20 protein-coding genes and 1 tRNA gene are annotated in these 19,550 nt (G+C 60.5%); 4 read left to right on the top strand and 17 right to left on the bottom strand.

Annotated features, from left to right (window positions below):
* Window positions 1-6: 6 nt before the first annotated feature.
* The 8 genes from SIB58_RS12100 to SIB58_RS12065 form a co-directional block, all read right to left on the bottom strand.
* Complete coding sequence (locus tag SIB58_RS12100; RefSeq protein ID WP_082823334.1) at window positions 7-468, bottom strand: GNAT family acetyltransferase; 462 nt, start codon at window positions 466-468, stop codon at window positions 7-9.
* On the bottom strand, window positions 469-3,480 hold the full coding sequence (ppc, locus tag SIB58_RS12095; protein WP_156486615.1) for a phosphoenolpyruvate carboxylase: 3,012 nt from the start codon (window positions 3,478-3,480) through the stop codon (window positions 469-471).
* A complete protein-coding gene (gshA, locus tag SIB58_RS12090; RefSeq protein ID WP_066904385.1) occupies window positions 3,477-4,625 on the bottom strand; it encodes a glutamate--cysteine ligase in 1,149 nt (382 codons plus the stop codon). The genes ppc and gshA overlap by 4 nt, the downstream gene beginning before the upstream one ends.
* Window positions 4,622-6,154: an anthranilate synthase component I family protein gene (locus SIB58_RS12085; protein ID WP_067326112.1), complete on the bottom strand. Its 1,533-nt coding sequence runs from the start codon at window positions 6,152-6,154 to the stop codon at window positions 4,622-4,624. The genes gshA and SIB58_RS12085 overlap by 4 nt, the downstream gene beginning before the upstream one ends.
* A 77-nt stretch (window positions 6,155-6,231) precedes the next feature.
* Window positions 6,232-6,663, bottom strand: a complete 432-nt coding sequence (locus SIB58_RS12080; protein WP_066904379.1) for a photosystem I reaction center subunit II PsaD — start codon at window positions 6,661-6,663, stop codon at window positions 6,232-6,234.
* A gap of 93 nt (window positions 6,664-6,756) precedes the next feature.
* Window positions 6,757-8,127, bottom strand: coding sequence for a sensor histidine kinase (locus SIB58_RS12075; RefSeq protein ID WP_066904983.1), 1,371 nt, complete (start codon window positions 8,125-8,127; stop codon window positions 6,757-6,759).
* 38 nt (window positions 8,128-8,165) lie between these two features.
* Entirely contained in the window at window positions 8,166-9,440 is a 1,275-nt protein-coding gene (gene rodA / locus SIB58_RS12070) for a rod shape-determining protein RodA (protein WP_066904376.1), read from the bottom strand.
* A 2-nt stretch (window positions 9,441-9,442) separates the two neighbouring features.
* Window positions 9,443-10,519: an Mrp/NBP35 family ATP-binding protein gene (locus SIB58_RS12065; protein WP_066904981.1), complete on the bottom strand. Its 1,077-nt coding sequence runs from the start codon at window positions 10,517-10,519 to the stop codon at window positions 9,443-9,445.
* A gap of 115 nt (window positions 10,520-10,634) precedes the next feature.
* On the opposite strand from SIB58_RS12065, the gene hemF reads away from it, so the two are divergent.
* Window positions 10,635-11,735, top strand: coding sequence for an oxygen-dependent coproporphyrinogen oxidase (gene hemF / locus SIB58_RS12060; RefSeq protein ID WP_067326115.1), 1,101 nt, complete (start codon window positions 10,635-10,637; stop codon window positions 11,733-11,735).
* On the opposite strand, the gene SIB58_RS12055 is transcribed toward hemF, so the two are convergent.
* The 3 genes from SIB58_RS12055 to SIB58_RS12045 form a co-directional block, all read right to left on the bottom strand.
* Window positions 11,662-12,438, bottom strand: coding sequence for an N-acetylmuramoyl-L-alanine amidase (locus SIB58_RS12055; protein ID WP_231856938.1), 777 nt, complete (start codon window positions 12,436-12,438; stop codon window positions 11,662-11,664). The genes hemF and SIB58_RS12055 overlap by 74 nt on opposite strands.
* Window positions 12,439-12,505: 67 nt before the next feature.
* On the bottom strand, window positions 12,506-13,060 hold the full coding sequence (locus SIB58_RS12050; protein ID WP_067326118.1) for a cofactor assembly of complex C subunit B: 555 nt from the start codon (window positions 13,058-13,060) through the stop codon (window positions 12,506-12,508).
* Window positions 13,061-13,092: 32 nt separating this feature from the next.
* A complete protein-coding gene (locus tag SIB58_RS12045; RefSeq protein ID WP_066904367.1) occupies window positions 13,093-13,476 on the bottom strand; it encodes a helix-turn-helix transcriptional regulator in 384 nt (127 codons plus the stop codon).
* Between the two features lie 126 nt (window positions 13,477-13,602).
* Between SIB58_RS12045 and SIB58_RS12040 the strand changes: the two genes are divergently transcribed.
* Window positions 13,603-14,247 (top strand): ribonuclease D, encoded by a 645-nt coding sequence (locus SIB58_RS12040; RefSeq protein WP_066904364.1) that lies wholly within the window; start codon window positions 13,603-13,605, stop codon window positions 14,245-14,247.
* A gap of 6 nt (window positions 14,248-14,253) precedes the next feature.
* Here the strand turns inward: SIB58_RS12040 and SIB58_RS12035 are convergent, their stop codons facing one another.
* Both SIB58_RS12035 and SIB58_RS12030 read right to left on the bottom strand, forming a co-directional pair.
* Window positions 14,254-14,517, bottom strand: coding sequence for a hypothetical protein (locus SIB58_RS12035; protein WP_067326120.1), 264 nt, complete (start codon window positions 14,515-14,517; stop codon window positions 14,254-14,256).
* Window positions 14,518-14,560: 43 nt separating this feature from the next.
* Window positions 14,561-15,778 (bottom strand): lipid-A-disaccharide synthase-related protein, encoded by a 1,218-nt coding sequence (locus SIB58_RS12030; protein WP_369813403.1) that lies wholly within the window; start codon window positions 15,776-15,778, stop codon window positions 14,561-14,563.
* Between the two features lie 60 nt (window positions 15,779-15,838).
* On the opposite strand from SIB58_RS12030, the gene SIB58_RS12025 reads away from it, so the two are divergent.
* Window positions 15,839-15,909, top strand: a tRNA-Cys gene (locus tag SIB58_RS12025).
* A gap of 26 nt (window positions 15,910-15,935) precedes the next feature.
* Here the strand turns inward: SIB58_RS12025 and SIB58_RS12020 are convergent.
* Together SIB58_RS12020 and SIB58_RS12015 are read right to left on the bottom strand one after the other, a co-directional pair.
* Window positions 15,936-16,448, bottom strand: a complete 513-nt coding sequence (locus SIB58_RS12020; protein ID WP_067326123.1) for a hypothetical protein — start codon at window positions 16,446-16,448, stop codon at window positions 15,936-15,938.
* A 4-nt stretch (window positions 16,449-16,452) separates the two neighbouring features.
* Window positions 16,453-16,620, bottom strand: a complete 168-nt coding sequence (locus tag SIB58_RS12015) for a hypothetical protein (RefSeq protein ID WP_197461494.1) — start codon at window positions 16,618-16,620, stop codon at window positions 16,453-16,455.
* Window positions 16,621-16,669: 49 nt separating this feature from the next.
* On the opposite strand from SIB58_RS12015, the gene SIB58_RS12010 reads away from it, so the two are divergent.
* Window positions 16,670-17,629 (top strand): aldo/keto reductase, encoded by a 960-nt coding sequence (locus tag SIB58_RS12010; RefSeq protein WP_066904977.1) that lies wholly within the window; start codon window positions 16,670-16,672, stop codon window positions 17,627-17,629.
* Here the strand turns inward: SIB58_RS12010 and SIB58_RS12005 are convergent.
* Both SIB58_RS12005 and purM read right to left on the bottom strand, forming a co-directional pair.
* Window positions 17,617-18,234, bottom strand: a complete 618-nt coding sequence (locus tag SIB58_RS12005) for a histidine phosphotransferase (protein ID WP_066904351.1) — start codon at window positions 18,232-18,234, stop codon at window positions 17,617-17,619. The two genes, SIB58_RS12010 and SIB58_RS12005, sit on opposite strands and share 13 nt — an antisense overlap.
* Before the next feature lie 132 nt (window positions 18,235-18,366).
* Window positions 18,367-19,404, bottom strand: coding sequence for a phosphoribosylformylglycinamidine cyclo-ligase (purM, locus tag SIB58_RS12000; RefSeq protein WP_066904348.1), 1,038 nt, complete (start codon window positions 19,402-19,404; stop codon window positions 18,367-18,369).
* Window positions 19,405-19,550 lie beyond the last annotated feature (146 nt).

Here is a 19,550-nt window from a genome sequence, read left to right as displayed (position 1 = left end):
GACCGGTCATTGCAGCCGCAGACCCATGGCTCTTATCCCGCCTGGATCAAGAATGAATCCGCGTGATTTGAGAGCATCCATTGCCTGGGCAGGTGCCGCAATCGAAATGCTGCATCCAGGTAGATCTCTGCGCAGACAGGCCAGTGAACGGTGAACCAGCACCGCCAGCAATCTGGATTGATCAGGTCCTGCAGCGGCTGCCAGGTTCCAGAGATTGGCATTCAGCGCCTTATCACTGGTGGCTCTGACGAAGCCCACAAGCCGTTGCTCCTCACTGTCCAGGATGCTCAGGTGCCAGATGCTGCGTTGCAGCGCAAGCGGCCAGCGTTCCACGGGGTGGGGTTGATCGCCGCAGTCTTCGAGCAGGGCATTGATGCTGGCCCCATCAGGAACGAACTCCATGCTCGCGCGGTAGCGCTCCGGGAGCCGTGGAACGGCGGCCTGTTGGCGAAAGGGAAGCAGTGCCACTCAACCGGTGTTGCGCATGCCGGCAGCGATGCCGTTGATGGTGAGCAGGGCTCCACGCAGAAGCTCGCTGCGGCTGTAGGTCCGACCGTCGCCATCGCTAGGAAACTCGCTCATGGGGGGCTGACGGTTCTGATCACGCAGACGTTTGAGCAGTGCGACCTGCAGGAAACCCAGTGGGACGATCGTGCGGTTACGCAGGTTCACCGACAGCTGCAGTGCAGGGTCTGCATCCAGCAGCCTTTCCTGTCGGGTGATCTCCAGAACCAGGCGGCGGGTGAGTGTGTATTCATCAGCGATCGTCGTGTAGATCCGTTCAAAGGCATCGCGATGGCTTGAACTGCCAAGGCTGGTCACGTAGTGGCGGGCCAGATCGAGATCGACTTTGGAGAGTGTCATCTCCACTTTGGAAATCAGCATCCGGAAGAAGGGCCAGCGCTGGTGAAGGGTGCGCAGCAACGTCATCTGCTCCGGGTCAGCTTGCAGTTCCTCACTGAGAGCTGTGCCCACACCGAACCAGCTGGGCAGCAGGAATCGGCTCTGGGTCCAGCCGAACACCCAGGGGATCGCCCGCAGGCTGGACAGGTCCCTGGCACCCGATTTGCGCCGTGCCGGACGACTGGAGATCTGCAGTTTGCTGATTTCTTCAATCGGAGTCACCTGTTCGAAGAAGGCCACCAGGTCGGGATTGTCATGCACCAGGGCCCTGTAGTGGCGGCGTGAGCATTTCGCTAGTCGAGCCATCAGCTCGTTCCAGCTCGGTGTGGCGTCCAGCTGATTGGTCACCAGGCTGTTCTGGACCACTGCTGTGGTGACCGTTTCAAGGTTGTAAAGAGCCAGCTCAGGCAAGCTGTACTTGGAGGCAAGCACTTCGCCCTGCTCGGTGATCTTGATGCGTCCCTGGAGTGTGCCGCTCGGTTGGGCCAGGATCGCCTGGTATGCCGGGCCACCGCCTCTGCCGACGGAACCTCCACGGCCGTGGAACAGTCGCAGCACCACGCCATTGCGTGCCGCCAGATCCTGCAGTGCAATCTGAGCCTTGTGTATTTCCCAGTTGCTGGACAGGAAGCCTGAATCCTTGTTGCTGTCGGAATACCCCAGCATCAGTTCCTGGAGCGGCAGCCCCTGGCTGCCTACGCGAGGTAGGAGGTTTCTGTAGAGCGATGTCTGGAACAGCTCTCCCATCACGTCGGGGGCTCGTTGCAGATCTTCCACCGTTTCGAACAGAGGAACCACCAGCAGATCGGCATGGCCGGAGGAAGGATCCACGAGGCCGGCTTCCTTGGCCAGCAGCAGCACCTCCAGCAAGTCGGAAACGCTGTGACTCATGGAAATCACGTAAGTACGACAGATACGGCTGCCGAATTCGTCCTGAAGCCGATGCAGCATTCGGAACACATCCACGGTTTCTGCTGTGGTGGCTGACCAGTCCACGGCAGGAGGAATGAGCGGACGGCGTGTCTGCAGCTCCTGCAGCAACCAGTTCACGCGCTCCTGCTCATTCAGATCTCCATAGGCCTGCTCTGGATTGAGATATCGGCTGAGTTCATCCAGTGCGTCACTGTGACGCGTGCTCTCCTGACGGATATCGAGACCCGCAAGCGAGAAGCCATAGATGTGAACCTGGGTGAGCAGGGTGTCGAGGGGTTCGCAGCTGAGATCAGTGCTGACCAGGCTTGTTCGGATCAGTTCAAGATCACTGCGGAATTCGGCCACCGACCCGTAATGCAGGGCTTCGCTTGGCTGACTCTCGGGGGCAAACGGCTGGGGGCTCTCAGCCGGAGCCCGCCATCCGGCGTCTGCCAGCTGATCGTTTCTCAACTTGGTGAGACGCAACCGTTCGAGCATGAAGCTCATCTTCAGTCGGTAGGGCTCGAGGCGATAGCGGGTGGCTCGCTCCTCGTAGACCTCCGGGAAGCGAAACCGATCCATTTCCAGTGATTCCAGCAGGGAAGCACTCACCTGACTCCACTGCATCGAGATGCTGAGCTGGTCTCGCAGGCTCTGGACGGCACTGATGTACCGGTCCAGCATCAACTGTCGCTGGTAACACGCTGTCCGCCAGGTGATGTCTGTGGTGACGGAGGGATTTCCATCGCGATCAGACCCGACCCAGGAACCGAAGGTGCAGAACGACGGAGGAGGCAGCTGCACATCGGGATAACTGCTGGAGAGTGCGTTGGTCAGGCGGCGACGCAGTTGCGGCATCGCGTCGAACAGAACCTGCTGGAAATAATGCAGGGCGTAATCGACCTCATCGAGCACTGATGGTTTGAATTGGTGTAGTTCATCCGTGCGCCACCAGAGCCGGATCTCCTCTTCAAGCTGAAGACGGATGCTGTCCGCTTCACGTGGACTGGTTTCTGATGCGGTTTCCAGTTGTTGCAGGAGGCTGGCAACACGTCGCTGCTTGTGCCTCACCGTGTGACGCACGATTTCCGTGGGATGGGCTGTGAACACCAGTCGGATGTCGAGTTCCTGAAGCAGTGTCTCCAGTTGTGCGGGAGGCACGTTGAGGCGCCGCAGGCGCTCAAACAATTCACTGAATGTGGCGGGCTCTGTCTGGGTTGCCAGTGGTGGAGTAAAGGGATCGACCTGCTCAGCCAGTTCCTGTGAGCGGACGATGCTTTCGAGGTAGCTGTCCTCCTCAATGCGCTGCTCGAGGATATTGACAAGCTGGAAATACAGGGAAAAGGCTCTGGCGGCTGCAATGGCTTCCGACAGGTCCATGTCTCGAATCAGCGAGACCACGGAATCCGAGCTGACAGCGCTGGGTTCCGGTAGGGCCGGATCACTGAGCTGCTTCATGCGCAGCAGGCGTTCTGCCTGTTCGGCAGGGCATTCGCTGCGCAGCACGGTCTGCCATAGATCCTCCACCAGGGCCAGGCGCTGCTGCAGCAGATGGCCATTGCCGGATGTCTCGTGCACCGCAGCCCTGGGCTGATCGCTCGCAGGAATCATTGCGGGGGAGGAGGACATTGAAGGTGGGTCGGGATCTGGAGTCGTCATGATCATCCCAAAGTGCGCTCGGCCGGTGTGCAAACCCCACGCATCTCTTCCTCTCGCATGGCCGTGATGCTTTCGCGAAGCACCGATTCGATGCTTTCCCCAGAATCGATGCTCTGCAGCCATCGCATGGCCTGATTGCCGTTTTGCAGGACGGCTGCCAGTGGATCGAATTGCTGCTTCAGTCCAAGCTCCTGAGCCAGCGGCGTCACACTGTCGATCAGCTGTTCCAGCCAGTCTCTGCAGAAGCGTTCGCGTCCGTCGCGCCAGTTGTGCAGCGTGGCCTCAAGACTGGATCGGGCCGCGGCGCGATCGTTGCTCATGCTGAGCTCTTCCAGTTGCTGAAGATTGAGTGCACTGCTCCGTAGGGGGTCATGCTGCTCGGGATCTCGCAGCACCTGCTGCACCCGCAGTTCCAGAAGAGTGGTTACCGCAATCAGCACCTCGGGGTCGGTGATCAGATCGCAGATGCGCAGCTCGAGACGATTCAGTCGCTGCGGACGGTCCGGTCCGTTCGGTCGCACGGAAGTCCAGAGGTGACGGACGTTGTGCATGGAACCGGCCTGAATCTGTCGATTGGTCCAGGAGATGAAGTGCTGGTGGTCGAGGAAAAGAGGAACCCGGGCCGGTGTGAGCGGGAACTGGAGCCAGCGTTGGGAATGTGCTCCGGTGATGCGGCCGTTAAGGAAGGGTGAGCTGGCACTCAGAGACAGCAACAGAGCTGCTTCGCAGCGCACAAGCCGCAAAGCGGCAAACAGTTCGGCTGGATTGGCGATCCCCAGATTGATATGGATGCTTGCTGTCACCACGGCCGTGCCGTAGGTGGCTTCGATCAGTGAGTGATAAGGGTTCTCAGGGTCTGAGCGCTCAAAACGGTCGGTGTCTCCGAGGCTGAGGGTGCTGCCAGGCAGCAGGGTGAGACCCTGCTCCATCAGCCAGTGACGCAGCCGGCGGCGAGGTGACAGCAGTGCTTCCGGAATTGCGTCGTAATCCGCCAGCGGATCGGTCACGTATTCGAGATTTCGGTGATCCGGTTCAGTGACGAAGCCCTGCAGTTCCCTTTGGGCACGGGCTGCGATGCCGACATTGCGTCCATCGGGCCGGCCGGTGAACAGCTCGACTTCAAAACCTTTGAGCAATCGGTTGCGGGTCATGCCCCGACGTCCTCAAGACAGCCCAGTGCTGTGAGCATTCCTCGTGCCTTGTTGAGAGTTTCCTGAAACTCGGCCTCGGGCTGGGAGTCGGCCACAATCCCAGCTCCGGCCTGCACCTGCAGGGTCCAGCCGCCCCCGGCTCTGGGTCTCACCACCATGGTGCGGATGGTGATGGCTGTGTTGAGTGCTCCGGCCAGGTCCACCGAGCCGTAGACCCCGGAGTAGGGGCCACGGGCTTCGGGTTCCAGGTCGTGGATGAGCTGCATTGCCCGGATCTTGGGAGCTCCGCTCACAGTCCCTGCCGGGAAGGAGGCCATCAACAGATCCCAGATGTCCTTGCCAGGCGCAAGACGGCCCTCCACTTCGCTCACGATGTGCATCACGTGGGAATAACGCTCGATCACCATTAATTCGCGTACAGAGACCGAACCGGGAGTGCATACCCGACCGAGATCATTGCGCCCCAGGTCAACGAGCATCACGTGTTCGGCGCGCTCTTTGGGATCGGCGAGCAGGTCGGCTTCGAAGTTCCTGTCCTCAACGGGATTTCTGCCTCGGGGCCTTGTGCCGGCAATCGGCCGCAACACCGTGCGGATCCCACCCTGATCCGGTTCCGCTTTCACCATCACCTCTGGGCTGGAGCCGATCAGCTGCCAGTCTCCGAAGTCGAAAAACGCCATATACGGGGAGGGGTTGATCATCCGCAGGCTGCGATAAAGATCCAGCGGTGGATGGTTGACATCAGCGCTGAGCCGCTGACTCACCACCAGCTGGAAGGCATCACCGGCAGCGATGTGGTCACGTGCCTGATCCACCGCCTGATGGAAATCCTCCCGGGTTCGGTTGCTTCTGGTTTCTGGTGTGGCACCTCGGTCTGGCCTCCAGTTGAGGGGTCGCACGGGTGGCAAGGGGGCTGCCATGCGTTCGCGCAGCGTGTTGATGCGCGCCATCGCGCCTTCCCAGGCCTCTTCAGGGCTGGTGGCTGCATTGCTCTGTCCGCTCAGATCCCCGTATGCAACAGCGGTGATCAGGCGTTTGACCTGGTCGAAGATCAGGATGCTGTCCATCAGCATCCACAATCCATCGGGGGGACCATCGGCGATCGTGGGGTGCACGGGAACGCTGGGCTCGATCCAGCGGATCAGCTCGTATCCCCACATTCCATAAAGCTGCCCCAGCGGAGGAAGTCCGGGAAGAGTCGCCGGTTTGTAAGGCTCCAGACAGCTTCTCAGGCAATCGAAAGGGTTTCCGCTGAAGGTCTCATACTGACTGTCCCTCCAGATGCGCTTCAGGCCATCGCGACCTGCTGACAATGTCCAGAGAGGGTCGCAGGCCACCACACTCCAGCGGCCCAGTGTCTCGCCGCCTTCAACGGATTCGAGCAGAACACCAGGTGGACGTTGATCACCGACCTTCAACCAGGTCGTTAGTGGTGTCTCCAGATCCGCAGGCCAGCTGCTGGCCACAGGAATCATGGTTGCGCCTGATTCAGCGGCTTCCAGAAAGGCTTTGCGGTCGGGACTGAGCATGAAGAAGTCGTCGAAACCGACCGCCGACCATCATGCCGCTCAACAGAACGACGCGATGGGTCCAAGGGCAGAGGAGATCAGGTGTCGAACGTGTCGCGGCCACTGAACTTGATCTTGGCAGGATTGGTGTTCTGGCCGATCCGGCGGGGGTTGTGGCCCACCATGGCGCGCCCCTCGTTCACTTTCTCAGGGAAGACACCGTCCTTGGGATGCAGGAATTCTGTGTCTCCACCAGGGTAGATCCGATAGATCTTGTAGTCCTCGATGCGTGGCTTGAATTTGGTGCGCAACTGGGTGCCGAGCGCCAGACACTGCTCCTTGCGTGCGAAATACATGATGTTTTCGCCGGTGTTCATCACGGCGGCGCCCCCGGTTGGGAGCTCGAAAACCTGATCGGTTTTGCTGCTCCAGGTGATCGCGTATTTCTCTTCGGTCTCAGCGGAATTGAGCAGACCACCGGTGCTTCCGATGTACTGGGGAAGCTGTCCTGTCAAAGGAGTTGATGTCATGGCTGTCCTGAGGAAGTCTGCATGCCGATCTGCTTGGAAAGTAGCAAATGATTCGGCTCTAATTTGGTGATCCGATCTGGACCTTCACACCCGTCAACAATGATCGGCGATCGGGAAGAACACCGTCAGCCCGCGGTCCCGGCGCTGGGTGAGGCGACCGCCCAGGCGTTCAAGCAGGCGACGGGTTGCCGTCTGGCTCAGCTGCAGTCCACCGGTGCTGGTGTTCCAGCTGAGCACGGGCCCAAGGCTTTCCTGGGACACGTTGTCAGTGTCGGCCACCGAGGTGGAGAGCTGGTCAGGCGTTCTGCTGAGAATCTGCAGCTTCAGGCGGGCGCCTGCCGGTTGAAGGGTCAGCTCCAGGCTGCTTCCCGCCGGCAGGCTGCGGCTGCAGCGATCAATCAGTCCGCCAAGCATGGGCTCCAGTCGACCTGGATCGCTCAGTACGGGTGGAAGTCCACACGCCAGGCTCAGCTCAAGATGCAGGCCACGGCGTTGCAGCTGTTGTTCCCATCCTGGTGCCAGAAGATTCAGCATCGCTCCAAGGTCGGTGCGAGCCAGCACGGATGAACTTTGAGGCTGTCTTTGCAGTTCAGCCGCCTGAAAAATCAGCCCGAACCGGTCGATCTGCTCACTGCATTCCGTGTCGATCTGCTGCAGTCGACCAAGCACCTGCTGGGGCAGGTCACGGCGGCGCAGCAGGGAGCGGATCAAGGTGCGGATGGTGGCCAAGGGAGTTCGCACTTCATGCGTGATGGCCTCCAGCAGCGACAGTTCCGCATCCTCATCCCCTTGATCATTTGCAGACTGTGGAGGAGGTGGCGGGCATTTGGACCCCTGAGCCGTCTGCAACATGACTGTGGGTGCCATCCCTGCCAGCCGCTCCGCCAGGCGGGGCCAGAAGCGTGTGGCGAGATCGGTGCTGCTCTGCAAAGGGCCGAGTTGTCGAACCGCCTGTTGCAGTCCGTCGGCCTGCTCAGGTGCATCCAGGCGCAGACGCTGTTCCACCAGTGTCAGAGCCTGGCCAAGAATGTCGGGTTCGCTGCGCATCAGTAGCTGCCGCTGTCCCTCTTCGCCATGGAGGGCCAGGGCCACCTGCAGCTGGCTTGTGATCACGATCAGCAGTGGATCGTGACTGTCTGACTCTCTTAGGGGTAGGCGCTGGAAGTGCTCGTTGGAAGTACTCGCTGGCAAAGGGGTTTTTCTGGCGTTGAGACGATCCGGTGGGAGCAGGGTTGACCGCTCTGCCGCACTCAAGACATCGAGAGCCTCAGGTGCCCAGACCCAGCCCTGAAAGCGCTGCAGCAGATCGGGCGCATAGAGGGCCGGAAGGGGGGCCGCTAGCCAGATGCCTGCAGCGGACTTGTTCTGGATCTCCAGCAAATCCTGCAGCACTTCCAATCCCCCCCACCACAGACGTCTGGCATTGGCATCGCTGGCCTGGCCGGTGGGAACTCCCGTGGCCATGCAGGCCTGAATTGACTGCAGCAGCGGTGTGGAGTCCTTCAACGGATCAGAGCTCGTCTTGATCGCCTTGCCACAGACAGGCAGAGACCAAGGGCAATGAAATTCACCACCATGGCGCTGCGTCCGTAGCTCATGAAGGGCAGTGGAATTCCAGTCACAGGCCCAAGGCCGATGGTCATGAAGATGTTCACCACAACCTGGAACATCAACATCGTGGCGACGCCGATCACCACAAGCGATTCAAAGTCAGTGCGCGCTTTCCCCGCCACCTGAAGCATCCGCCCCATCAGTAGTGCGAAGCCGACCACGACCAAAATTGTGCCTAAGAATCCCAACTCTTCCCCCAGTGCACTGAATATGAAATCGGTGTGCTGTTCAGGGATAAAGCGCAGCTTGGTGAGTTGTCCCTGGAGCAGGCCAGTGCCGAACAGGCCACCGGAACCGATCCCCACGGTGCTCTGAAGGAGGTGATAGCCACCACCCAAAGGGTCCTTGGTGGGGTCAAGAAAGAGCACAAGGCGATCGCGCTGGTAATCCTGCAGACCGTTTTCCCAGAGCCAGGGCGTCACCAGTGCAGCTGCGCTCTGCACCGCCAGGACCAGAGCCAGCGCAACCTTTTTCCAGGGAAGGGATCGGTAGGCGATGCCAAGGGTGAGTGGGATCCAGGCGGTGAGTCCCCAGGGAAACAGTCCAGCGAGCAGGGCCGTGATCAGGGGGGAGAGCAGCAGAACCAGCCACTCGAAAGGCATCCCAGACCAATACAGCATCGTTAACAGCAGCGCCCCGAACACCAGTGATGTACCCAGATCGGGCTGGATGAACACCAGTAGCCAGGGGAGTGAAATCACGCCCAGCGGCCTGAGAAGATCCACCGGGCGTTCAACAGGGTGTCGATCCAGTACCGCTGCCAGCAGCAGGATGGCCGCCAGCTTTGCGAATTCGGAGGGTTGGACGTGCACGCCTCCAATGCTGATCCAGCGTTGGGCACCCAGAGCGGTGGTGCCGATCATTCGAACGGCGATGAGGCTGATCACTGTGAGACCGTAAATAGGGATCAGAAGGGGGCGCAGTCGCAGTAATGACAGCCGTGCCAGCAGCAGTGCGATGCCCACACCAACACCGGCCGTGATCCAGTGGTGATACCAGTCGGCGTAATCGGCCTGACGTTGTGTACTGGCAATCAGAATTCCAGCCACGGCGACCATGGCCAGGGGAATACCCCAGAGAATCCAGTCCCGCTCTCGTCCACGACCCCGCCGTTTGCCAGGTCTTCTGAATACAGGTTGTCTGCTGAGGCCGACTCCGGAAACCATGCTCAGGCTTCGTTGGTCACCATGGGTGAGAGACGATCAGCCAGCGCCAGAAATGTCTTGGCGCTGACCGAATCGGGCTTGGACAGCGTGATCGGTCTGCCCTGATCTCCACCTTCCTGAACAGGCATCTCCATGGGAACTTGGGCCAAAAGTGGGACGTCGAAGGCATCGGCCAGAGTCTGTCCACCGCCTGCTCCGAACAAGGCATATCGCCGATCGGGCTGGTCAGGCGGAATGAATGCGCTCATGTTTTCGACCACACCAAGCACTGGGATGCTCATCTGGCGGAACATGGCCAGTCCGCGTCGCGCATCCTGAAGGGCCACCTGCTGGGGGGTGGTCACGATCACCACGCCCGCCATGGGAACGGCCTGGGCCAGTGACAATTGCGCATCTCCTGTGCCCGGAGGCAGGTCAACCACCAAGACATCGCGCTCTCCCCACTGCACTTGATAAAGAAACTGGCGAATGATCCCGTTGAGCATGGGTCCACGCCAGATCACGGGCTGGTTCTCTTCAATCAGCAGACCCATGGACACCATGGCAACGCCGCAGGTCTCGATCGGCTGCATGCACTGGTTGTCTCCGCTGCCGCTCACCTCGGGCGTGCGGTCAGCCACACCGAGCATGGTCGGAGCGTTGGGGCCGTAGATATCGGCGTCCAGAAGACCCACCTTCAGACCGCGCACGGCCAATGAACAGGCCAGATTCACCGCCACTGTGCTCTTGCCGACGCCACCCTTGCCGCTGCTGACAGCGATCACATGGCGGACCCCTGGGATCGACTGTCGTTCGGCAACCTGGCCGTGGCCTGCCTGTCCGATCCCTCCCTGGGAGGGTGGTTGACCCAGTTCGATCTGGACATCGTCAATGCCCTCGAGTTGCAGGAGTCGCTGCCTTGCACCGCTCACAATCTGATCACGCTGGTTCTGGGCGAATCCAGGCAGGTTCAGCCGGATCACAGCCCGTGGAGGGACCACCCGCACCTGGTCGAGCCAACCGAGATCCAACAGAGAACGGTCACTGCCCGCATCGCGGAGGTCGCTGAGCGCCTGAGTGGCCTGTTCCGCAGTGGTCATGCGTCCCATTCGTTGGCTGGATCCTAGGGGCGCTTTTCCATGACAGTCCTTCACACGGACTTGTCGGAGACGGTGCTGGGCTGAAATGGTCGAGAGTTCACCGACAGTGTCGACCATGGTCCGTTCCCTGCTTAAGCGTCTGAAGGGCCGGATGCTCGGGGTAGTGCCCTCGTCGCCTGCGGCTATTTCCGGAGAGCGTCCCCCCGCCGACTCCCGCGAGCGTGCCCGTGCGCTGGTGATGGGTCTTCAGGATGAGATCTGTTCAGGCCTGGAAAAGATCGATGGTGTGGGCAGGTTTCAGGAGGAGAGCTGGGATCGGCCTGAAGGAGGCGGTGGTCGTTCCCGCGTGATGCGTGAAGGCCGCATCTTCGAGCAGGGGGGTGTGAATTTCTCCGAGGTGCACGGCAAGGAACTGCCACCCTCAATCCTCAAACAGCGGCCCGAGGCCAAAGGGCATCCATGGTTTGCCACCGGCACCTCCATGGTTCTGCATCCCAGAAATCCATTTGTTCCGACGGTGCATCTCAACTATCGCTATTTCGAGGCTGGACCGGTCTGGTGGTTCGGAGGTGGTGCCGATCTCACGCCCTACTACCCCTTCCTTGAGGATGCCCGCCATTTTCATCGCAGCCATCAACAGGCCTGTGATTCAGTCGATGAGCGTCTTTACCAGGTGTTCAAGCCCTGGTGTGATGAGTACTTCTTCCTGAAGCATCGCCAGGAGACGAGGGGGATCGGCGGCATCTTCTACGACTACCAGGATGGTTCTGGTCGTCTTTACCGAGGCCAGGATCCAGAGGGCCCAGCGGCTGGCAAAGCGGCTGAGATCGGTTCAGTGAATCTCTCCTGGCAGCAGCTGCATGATCTGGCGAAGGCCAATGGAACGGCATTCCTTCCCGCCTACACGCCGATCGTCGATAAGCGCAATGGCCTCTCCTACGGAGACCGTGAGCGTCAGTTCCAGTTGTATCGACGCGGGAGGTACGTGGAATTCAATCTTGTCTGGGATCGCGGAACGATCTTCGGATTGCAGACCAATGGCCGCACTGAATCGATCCTGATGTCTTTGCCACCCCTGGCCCGCTGGGAATACGGTTATCAGGCCGAAGAGGGGTCTCGCGAGGCTCTTCTCACCGATTTGTTCACCCGCCCACAACATTGGTTTGATGATCCGTCGCTTGAGGAACGCTGTCGTCCGCATCAGGCGGTGAACTGAGCTTCCGGGTTGCTGGGGCTTCCCCGATGCCCAGCTCGATGGCTTCAACGATGCGAAGGGCCAGTGCTGCGACGACCGCATTGCGGCTTTGCGGATCCCGCAGCTTTCGCTCCAGCTGTCCCTCCAGTTTGCCGATCTCGAGAATGCTGATGCCTCGTCTGGGCGCGCCCAGGCCTCCTCGGAAGTTCAGCGGATAGCGCCCGAAGTTCAGGGCCAGGCTCTCATCAATTCTCGTTGCTGGACTGCGCAGGTTGGGGATCAGGCCTGAGCCGACGCCGTGGTTGCCATAGGCATCGAAATGGATCTCCAGGGCGTAGCCACCGGCATCGTGGTGGCGTCGCCCCACCGACCAGTTGGTGCGTGGATCGTCTTCGTTGCGAATGGTCAGTTGATCCGGTTCATAGGAGCGGATGTTGAGTCCGCGAGCCTGCCCTGTTTTCACGACTGCATCACGAACGCGCCGATTCCAGAACAGTTCATCGCGCATGTGTGGATTCATGGGGCGGGCTCCTCCACGGTCAACGGCGGCTCCCGAGGTTCCGGCACCTTCGATTCCCTGGGAGTCGGCATGGCCTGCAAGAACCAGAATCTCCTTGTCCTCTGAGGTTGTTGCCCTGCCCATCCAGCTGGCTGACAACGTGACTCTGACTCCGGTGAGAGGGTCTTCCTCCTGGGGATGTGGTGCTTTGGCGGCGGTTGCCATCACGACTGACAGGATTAGTCCCGCGACCATCAGTGCTGAGGTCAGGACCAGCCGTCGCGGAATCACGTCAGATCGGAGATGTCAGCAATGCGCCGTCGCTGGCCAGTTCCAGCGGATCGGCAAGAGCGAGCTCGAGGGCGATGAGTTCATCGCGATGGGCACGCAGTCGCAGTGTGCTGCCTTCGCCTACGTCGGGTTCGATCAGGCGGATCTGAATCTCTTCCACGCGTCTTGCGCGTCGGGCGTAGATCCAACCAGCCAGGGGGCCGAGGGCGGCCATCAGCAGAGGCCACCAGTTCAGAGATGGGTTCATCTGTCGCACGACCAGGCCAAGGCTGCCAGCGCCGACAGTTCCCAGCAGTGAAAGCAGGATTGCCAGAGGGACACTGCTGTCTACCTGGCCCCTGTACTCCAGCAGGCAGCGATCAGCGTCCCCGCCCAGCTGGCTCCACCCCCGTTGCTTCAACCAGGCATCGAGGCCGTTCAGCACTTCCACAGGAGGCCGGGGTGATCGAACCTCCACAACAGTTGTTCGATCCTTGCTGGCAGCTCGCAGAAAGAAAATCAGGCCGATCCCCAGCAGGGTAGTGAGCAGCAGAGTGGACGTCTGGGGGGATGGCATCCGCTAGCTGCTGCCCGAACAGTGAGTCCGTTCTAAGTGGTCAGTGGATCGTGTTCATGAAGCCAGCGGCTCCAGGGTTCCATGAGGCGTTCCGCCTGCCCTCTGGCCTCTTGATGCAGATGCAGCATGCGGCGGGGGCGACCTCTGCTTGGACAGCGCTTGGTGTAGGAATCGAGCATCTCCTGCTGCTCCAGAAAATCGACGGCCTGATGCAGCACCGTTTCGGAGAGACGCAGCTTGGGATGATCACTCTGCAGGCGCTGAAGCAGTCCTGAGGGGTAGCTGTCGTTTTGCAGCAGGCAGTCCAAAACCCAGCAGACGGCCAGCTCGAGATCCAGGAAGAGCGGCGGGGGCTGTCGGAAATAGTGTTCGATGTCTGCCAAACAGGAGCGCGTTGGTTTGCGTTGAGTGAGCATGAAAACAAGCTGTCTCAATTTTGTCTAACCCGGTCTCGTTCTGATTTTCAAGCGGTCAGTTAAAACTCGCTCCATCGCTTGCTGAGGCCAGAGTGGTGGTTGGCTGTAGTCCCTTGCTTCTCCTCCATGGCTGAGATCCCCAATGAGCCCTGTGCCTTTGCAGTCTTTGACGGAGACCTGGATCAGGACTGGCATGACCGCTTTGTGCAGGCGAAGGCCCTCGCGGTCGACACCGAGGCCATGGGCTTGATTCACGGTCGTGACCGACTCTGTCTGGTGCAGATCTGCGACGACAGGGACCAGGTTGCCTGCATTCGCATTGGTCTCGGCCAGACAGAGGCCCCTCGGCTGAAGGCTCTCATGGAGTCGCAAGCCATTGAGAAGGTGTTCCACTTCGCCCGGTTTGATGTGGCGGCATTGGCCACTGGGCTGGCTATTCGAGTCAATCCAGTGTTCTGCACCAAGGTGGGCAGTCGACTGGCTCGCACCTATACCCCTCGGCATGGTCTCAAGGATCTGGTCATGGAGCTGGTCGGGGTTGAACTGGATAAACAGGCCCAAAGCAGCGATTGGGGCAGGGCTGACGAGTTGAGCGACGCCCAGCTGGCCTACGCCGCCAACGATGCCCGTTATCTGCTCCCCGCACGCCGCCAGCTGGAGGTGATGTTGCGGCGAGAGGGGCGTTGGGAGCTGGCGCAGCGTTGCTTCGCGTGCGTTCCGGTGATGTCTGATCTTGACCGTTTCCGCTTCGTCAACACCTTCGAACACTGAGTGGATTCAGTCTTCGAGCATGAAGTGTTGATCAATGGGCTCAGCCTCCAGCAGCGTGTCCAGGTTGCTGCCTGTTGAGCTCTGAACCTGTTCGGCTTTTGCTGCGTCAAGAAGGCTTGTTGCCACGGCTTTCCGGGTTTCGAGATCCCGAGCACCGTCCTTTGCCGCCTGCTGGTCGACCCGCCTGCGTGCTGAGGCCTGGCTGATGCTGAGCAGACTCGCCAGTTCCGCGCAAAGCCTCAGATAGTCGCGGTCCTGAATGGCGGCCATGGCGGTGGGAAGGAGATCCTTCGTTCTGAAGTGAAACCCAGTATCAGCGGTCGGGTGCGAGCTGGCCGATCACCTCCCGGGCAATGGCTTCGCTGCCGCCGGACGGGCCCATTCTCTGACGACCCATGCGTCCCATCTCCTGTCGCAGCAGAGGGTCATGAAGAAGCTGGGCCAGACGGTGGCCCAGCTCCTCTTCTGATCGACAGGTGCGGACGGCCCCACCCAGCAGTCTGCTTTGCCTTTCTGCGAACCCATGGGTGAACTGTGGACCGCGACCTGGCAAGGACAGGGCTGGGATTCCCATCCCCACCATCTGTTCAGTCGCTGTGCCGGCGGTGGCAACACCCGCTTCCGCCCAAGCCACCCAGCGCTGGAATCGCCCTGGGCCAATCAGTAGAAGCACTGGTCCATGCACCCAGCATTCAGCCGCTTCGAGAGCGCTGCTTGGAGGAGGGCAGTTACGGAATCCCAGACCTCTGAGCAGTTCACCCAGCTCGTGCTGAAGGGGTGAGGAGCCAAGGGCTGCCAGAACGGCCAGAGGAACTGGGCTGGGCATCTGCATCAGTCCGCTGATCAGGCGGCGAAAGTTGTGCAATGCCTCCGGCATTCGGCTGCCGCACAGCAGCAGGATGCGTCGGCATCGCTCCAAACAGGCTGGTGGTGGCGACGGAGCCAGGCCATCCATCATCGGGTTTCCGGGGCTGCTGGCGTTGACGCCATGGCGACGAAGCCCCCGAGCTGTGAGACGGTCACGCATGGCAACCAGGCGGCACGATCGCAATTTCATCAGCTGCCATTCCCACGGGTCCCACTCGCTGCCTTTGAGTGCGTGATAGCGATCACTCAGGGCTTGCCCTGGTCCGCTGCTCCAGGTGTAGTCGCTCTTGGGGGTGCCGATGAATCCGAACGGTCGACGGGTGCTCCAGGCCATCAGCAGCGGCAGCAGGTCCCCCACGGCCAGGGTTGCTGCAATGGACCTGCGCTGCTTCTGCAGGCAGATCCACTGCCTCCAGGTGAGCAGAGGCAGACCTGCCATGAGATCCGACAGGAGTGCAGGCAGGCTTTGGTTGCTGAATCCCCCGCTTGGGAGTCGTGCTCCCGGACCAATCTTCTCCAACCACCCTTGCTCAACAGCGGCTTGAAAGCAGCTGCCCTGGCCGACGAGCGGAAGCACCTTCACGGTCCAGGCCGGTTGCAGTCGGTGCAGCGCTTCAATGATTTTCAGCGCGATCAGATCCTCGCCGTGTCCGTTGCTGATCACCAACAGAGCAGGGGCGGTCTCGCTGATACGATCCGCCAGTGGGGCGGTTTTGCTCCGAGTGGCGGCATGGCCAAGTGGTAAGGCAGAGGATTGCAAATCCTTTATCCCCAGTTCGAATCTGGGTGCCGCCTTCGTTCTCATCACACTGTCTGGATGATCAGAGTTGTGCTTCAGCACTGACCTTTCCTCCTTCTGGTATTTCGGCACGACAGAGAATCCGTCCAGCCTGAGCGCTGCAGCTCCCCTGGCTCACAGCCCAGGCCTTCGGCACACCTCCAGCAAGCCCATCGGCGTCGTAGCTCGAGACGGACACACTGTTGATCCTGCCTTGCCAGTTGGTCGTTTTCAGTTGGCAGCTGCCAAGGCTGCAGTTCAGAAAAGGCGTTGATGACAACTCGGACACCACGAATGTGAGCCTCTGGCTGGAGCCGGGCCGATCGCCAGATCCAACAAAGCGGATGCTGATGATCGTGGATGTCCTGCCATCGATCTGGACCAAGCGGCAGCCACGCTTTTGTCCAGTTGTGGGGGTGAAACGACAGTTGCTGCTTTGGGCCTGATACCGACCTGCAAAGGATTCGAGTTCGGCATGAGCGGCGAGTTGGCAGCCCATGACAAAAGCCAGGGCGCACCCGCGCAGCGCTTCTCGGTGGATTGGTGGGAAGCGCATCACTTCAGTAGTCGCTGTCGGCGACACACATGCCGATGCAGCTGATGCCATTGCTGGCGGTACGACCACAGTGCGAGCAAAGCACGCGCTCTTGCGAAGCGGCGCTGGCTGAATCCTGCGCGGAGCTCTCGTCCCGCCGATTGCGAGCTGTTTCGGCAGCGGAGAGTGACATCGCATCGACCGTACTGAAGCGATCATGGCGTGCAGCGATCCACTGCGTTGTGACAGGAATCGGATTCGGCACCTGGGCCTGGGGCAACCAGCTGCTCTGGGGCTATCGCCCCGAGAGAGACGATTCAGAGCTGAGGGCGACATTCAGCTCAGCCGTTGCTGCCGGACTCCGCCTTGTGGATACGGCCGACTCCTACGGCACAGGACACCTTAATGGTCGCAGCGAAGAGCTGCTGGGTCAGTGTCTGACAGGGCTTGAGGCTTCTTCGCGTGCCAACCTCATCGTTGCCACTAAGTTGGCTCCCTTTCCCTGGCGTCTTGGCCGTCGCGGCCTCGTGAAAGCGTTCCAGGCCAGTCGGCAGCGCCTGCGTGGGCAGCTGGATCGGGTCCAGTTGCACTGGAGCACGGCTCGCTATGCGCCATGGCAGGAGCGACCGCTGCTGGATGGACTCGCTGATCTGGTGGAGCAGGGTGACGTGCGTGAGCTTGGCGTTTCCAATGTCGGACCCCAGCGTCTAGAGCTTCTCCACAATCATTTGGCGCATCGAGGTGTTCGGCTGGCCAGTGTGCAGGTTCAGCTCTCACTGCTGGCGCCAGAGCCGATCAGGGCTGGCGGCATTCTTGACGTGTGCCGAAACCTTGGTGTTGAGGTGCTGGCCTATAGCCCTCTGGCTCTTGGTGTTCTGGCGCGCCGCCCTGGATGGACGCCGGCAGATGCAACTCTTTTGCGTTCGGGCCTTTTTCGTCGCCTGTTGCCAGGTTCGCTGCCTCTGCGTCAGGCGATGGCTGACATGGCGCAGGCAAGGGGGGTGAATCAGGTGCAGGTGGCACTGAACTGGTGCAGGGCTCACGGAACCTGTCCGATTCCTGGATTTCGCAGACCCGCTCAGGTTGAAGATGCCAAACAGGCCCTCAGCTGGAACCTCACTGGGCAGGAGCGCAATCTGCTCGATCAGCTCAGTCGCGATTGTCCGGTTCGCATGCCGGACAATCCGTTTCAGAGCGCCTGATCACTGGGTTCCGGGTCTGGACTTACGACCACCGGCAGGGTTGAAGCCTGGGGTTGCAGGGAAACCACCTTGAGTGGTGGCTTGATGGTGGGCGAAGGTTCTTCCGCCGACTGCTCGCAGGCTGAGAGCGCTTCCTGAAGCAGGGAATCGAACGTCGCGCCAGGAAGGCGGTGGCGCGCGATCTCCAGGAATGTTCGAGGCAGGGACTCTCCCGCAGCGCGGCGAACGGCCGGGTTGTCCCGGCGCTGTTGCTGTTCCTCCTCGATCGCTCTCAGAAAACGATGGGTGACATCGCGCTTCGTGCAGGCCTTGATCAACGTGTCACGGTCACCCTGAACCTGCTCCAACTCGCTGATGCGACGCTCAAGGCTGACCAGCACCTCCGCGGCTTCTTTGCTGATGTTGGCCAGTTGCCCATCTGAGAGAAAGGGCATGTCGGCAACGAAGACCTTGCCATGGTCCTTCAGTGCCAGAAAGGTTGGCCTCGGTCCGCCCTGACGGTGAGCTCCGCTTTTGTCGTATCCGGAACTGGCTGGGCGTCTTGGAGGTGTCGGACCCGCCGACGAACGTCGTCGGGTCGTGCGTTGAGGTCTATCAAATGGCATGGCTTACTAGACGTATGTCACGACGCATTGATCGATGCAGGATCGATCTGTCTGCTTGGAGACTAACGGGGCTGAAAGGCCTCAGTGCGCTTTGTCGTCCAGCTGTTGGAGTTTGTTGGATGCAGGGCTGTTTCAGGCCGGTAGGCCGAGCACTGAAGAGATTCCCTTGTCAGCTGAGGTCACGATCTCGCCGATGTCCCATGCCCTGAAGCCCTGGTGTTCACAGTGCTTGCGTGCAGCCTCCACGGCTGTTTCGGGAAGCACGAGGCAGTAGCCAATTCCAAGATTGAAGGTGTGCCAGAGATCGCGTTCCTTGATCTCTCCGTGGGACTGAAGCCAGCTGAACAGCTCTGAGCGCGGCCAGCGCTCGGGCTCCACCTTGGCGATCAAGCCATCCGGAAGGCAGCGAGGAAGGTTCTCGGGAATGCCTCCGCCTGTGATGTGGGCCATGGCGTGAAGCGGAGTGCCTGATTCGATCAACCGCTTCACCAGTGCTGCGTACAGGTGGGTCGGCTTCAGGAGCGCCTCAATCAGAGGTTGATCATCGGAGCCGAAGCGGGTTTCGGCTGAGACGTTGTTGGCCTCGAGGATTTTGCGAACCAGGCTGAAGCCATTGCTGTGAACTCCGCTGCTGCTGATCCCAAGGATGCGATCGCCGGCTCGAACTTGACTGCCGTCAATGACGGCGACCTCGTCAACGACGGCGACGCAAAAACCTGCCAGGTCGTAGCGACCGGCTGGATAAAAGCCAGGCATCTCCGCCGTTTCGCCGCCGAGCAATGCGCAGCCGCTCTGGCGGCAGCCATCGGCGATGCCTTCGACCACCGTGGCCATGGCATCAGGACTCAGGGCTCCTGTCGCCATGTAATCGAGAAAAAAGAGGGGTTCAGCGCCGCTGGTGATGACGTCGTTGACGCACATGGCGACCAGGTCAATCCCCACGTCGTGATGTCCGTGATGCTCCTGGGCGAGTTCAAGCTTGGTGCCAACGCCATCGGTCCCCGACACCAGCAGTGGACGTTTCAACCCCTGCGGCAGTCGGATCATGCCGCCAAAGCCGCCCAGTCCACCGACAACCTCCGGACGGTGAGTCGCTTCAACGCCGGTTTTGATCCGCTGCACGAAAGCTCGCCCAGCTTCCACGTCCACACCGGCGGCTCGGTAGTCCATCAACAGCTGTCGTTCTGCTCTGATCCTCTCCCTTCACGAGCGGAGTGTCGTGTCCTCTGCTTGTGCCGCTGCAGTCGCCGGTCCTCTGTTGATCAGTTGGGCTTGTTGCTTGGATTGCCTGGGCTGATCAATGGGGCGTCGGGGCT

Source organism: Synechococcus sp. MIT S9504 (assembly GCF_047497135.1).
Lineage (GTDB): Bacteria > Cyanobacteriota > Cyanobacteriia > PCC-6307 > Cyanobiaceae > Synechococcus_C.
Note: the sequence above shows the minus strand (reverse complement) of the source record. Positions and strands in the feature narration are given on the sequence as shown.

Bases quoted from the DNA above. Each gene is read 5' to 3' on its own strand.
- ppc (WP_156486615.1), bottom strand. From the start codon at position 3,480: ATGATCATGACGACTCCAGATCCCGACCCACCTTCAATGTCCTCCTCC.
- gshA (WP_066904385.1), bottom strand. From the start codon at position 4,625: ATGACCCGCAACCGATTGCTCAAAGGTTTTGAAGTCGAGCTGTTCACC.
- SIB58_RS12085 (WP_067326112.1), bottom strand. From the start codon at position 6,154: ATGCTCAGTCCCGACCGCAAAGCCTTTCTGGAAGCCGCTGAATCAGGC.
- SIB58_RS12080 (WP_066904379.1), bottom strand. From the start codon at position 6,663: ATGACATCAACTCCTTTGACAGGACAGCTTCCCCAGTACATCGGAAGC.
- SIB58_RS12075 (WP_066904983.1), bottom strand. From the start codon at position 8,127: ATGGCCACGGGAGTTCCCACCGGCCAGGCCAGCGATGCCAATGCCAGA.
- rodA (WP_066904376.1), bottom strand. From the start codon at position 9,440: ATGGTTTCCGGAGTCGGCCTCAGCAGACAACCTGTATTCAGAAGACCT.
- SIB58_RS12065 (WP_066904981.1), bottom strand. From the start codon at position 10,519: ATGACCACTGCGGAACAGGCCACTCAGGCGCTCAGCGACCTCCGCGAT.
- hemF (WP_067326115.1), top strand. From the start codon at position 10,635: ATGGTCCGTTCCCTGCTTAAGCGTCTGAAGGGCCGGATGCTCGGGGTA.
- SIB58_RS12055 (WP_231856938.1), bottom strand. From the start codon at position 12,438: ATGGCAACCGCCGCCAAAGCACCACATCCCCAGGAGGAAGACCCTCTC.
- SIB58_RS12050 (WP_067326118.1), bottom strand. From the start codon at position 13,060: ATGCCATCCCCCCAGACGTCCACTCTGCTGCTCACTACCCTGCTGGGG.
- SIB58_RS12045 (WP_066904367.1), bottom strand. From the start codon at position 13,476: ATGCTCACTCAACGCAAACCAACGCGCTCCTGTTTGGCAGACATCGAA.
- SIB58_RS12040 (WP_066904364.1), top strand. From the start codon at position 13,603: ATGGCTGAGATCCCCAATGAGCCCTGTGCCTTTGCAGTCTTTGACGGA.
- SIB58_RS12035 (WP_067326120.1), bottom strand. From the start codon at position 14,517: ATGGCCGCCATTCAGGACCGCGACTATCTGAGGCTTTGCGCGGAACTG.
- SIB58_RS12020 (WP_067326123.1), bottom strand. From the start codon at position 16,448: ATGCGCTTCCCACCAATCCACCGAGAAGCGCTGCGCGGGTGCGCCCTG.
- SIB58_RS12015 (WP_197461494.1), bottom strand. From the start codon at position 16,620: ATGTCACTCTCCGCTGCCGAAACAGCTCGCAATCGGCGGGACGAGAGC.
- SIB58_RS12005 (WP_066904351.1), bottom strand. From the start codon at position 18,234: ATGCCATTTGATAGACCTCAACGCACGACCCGACGACGTTCGTCGGCG.
- purM (WP_066904348.1), bottom strand. From the start codon at position 19,404: ATGGACTACCGAGCCGCCGGTGTGGACGTGGAAGCTGGGCGAGCTTTC.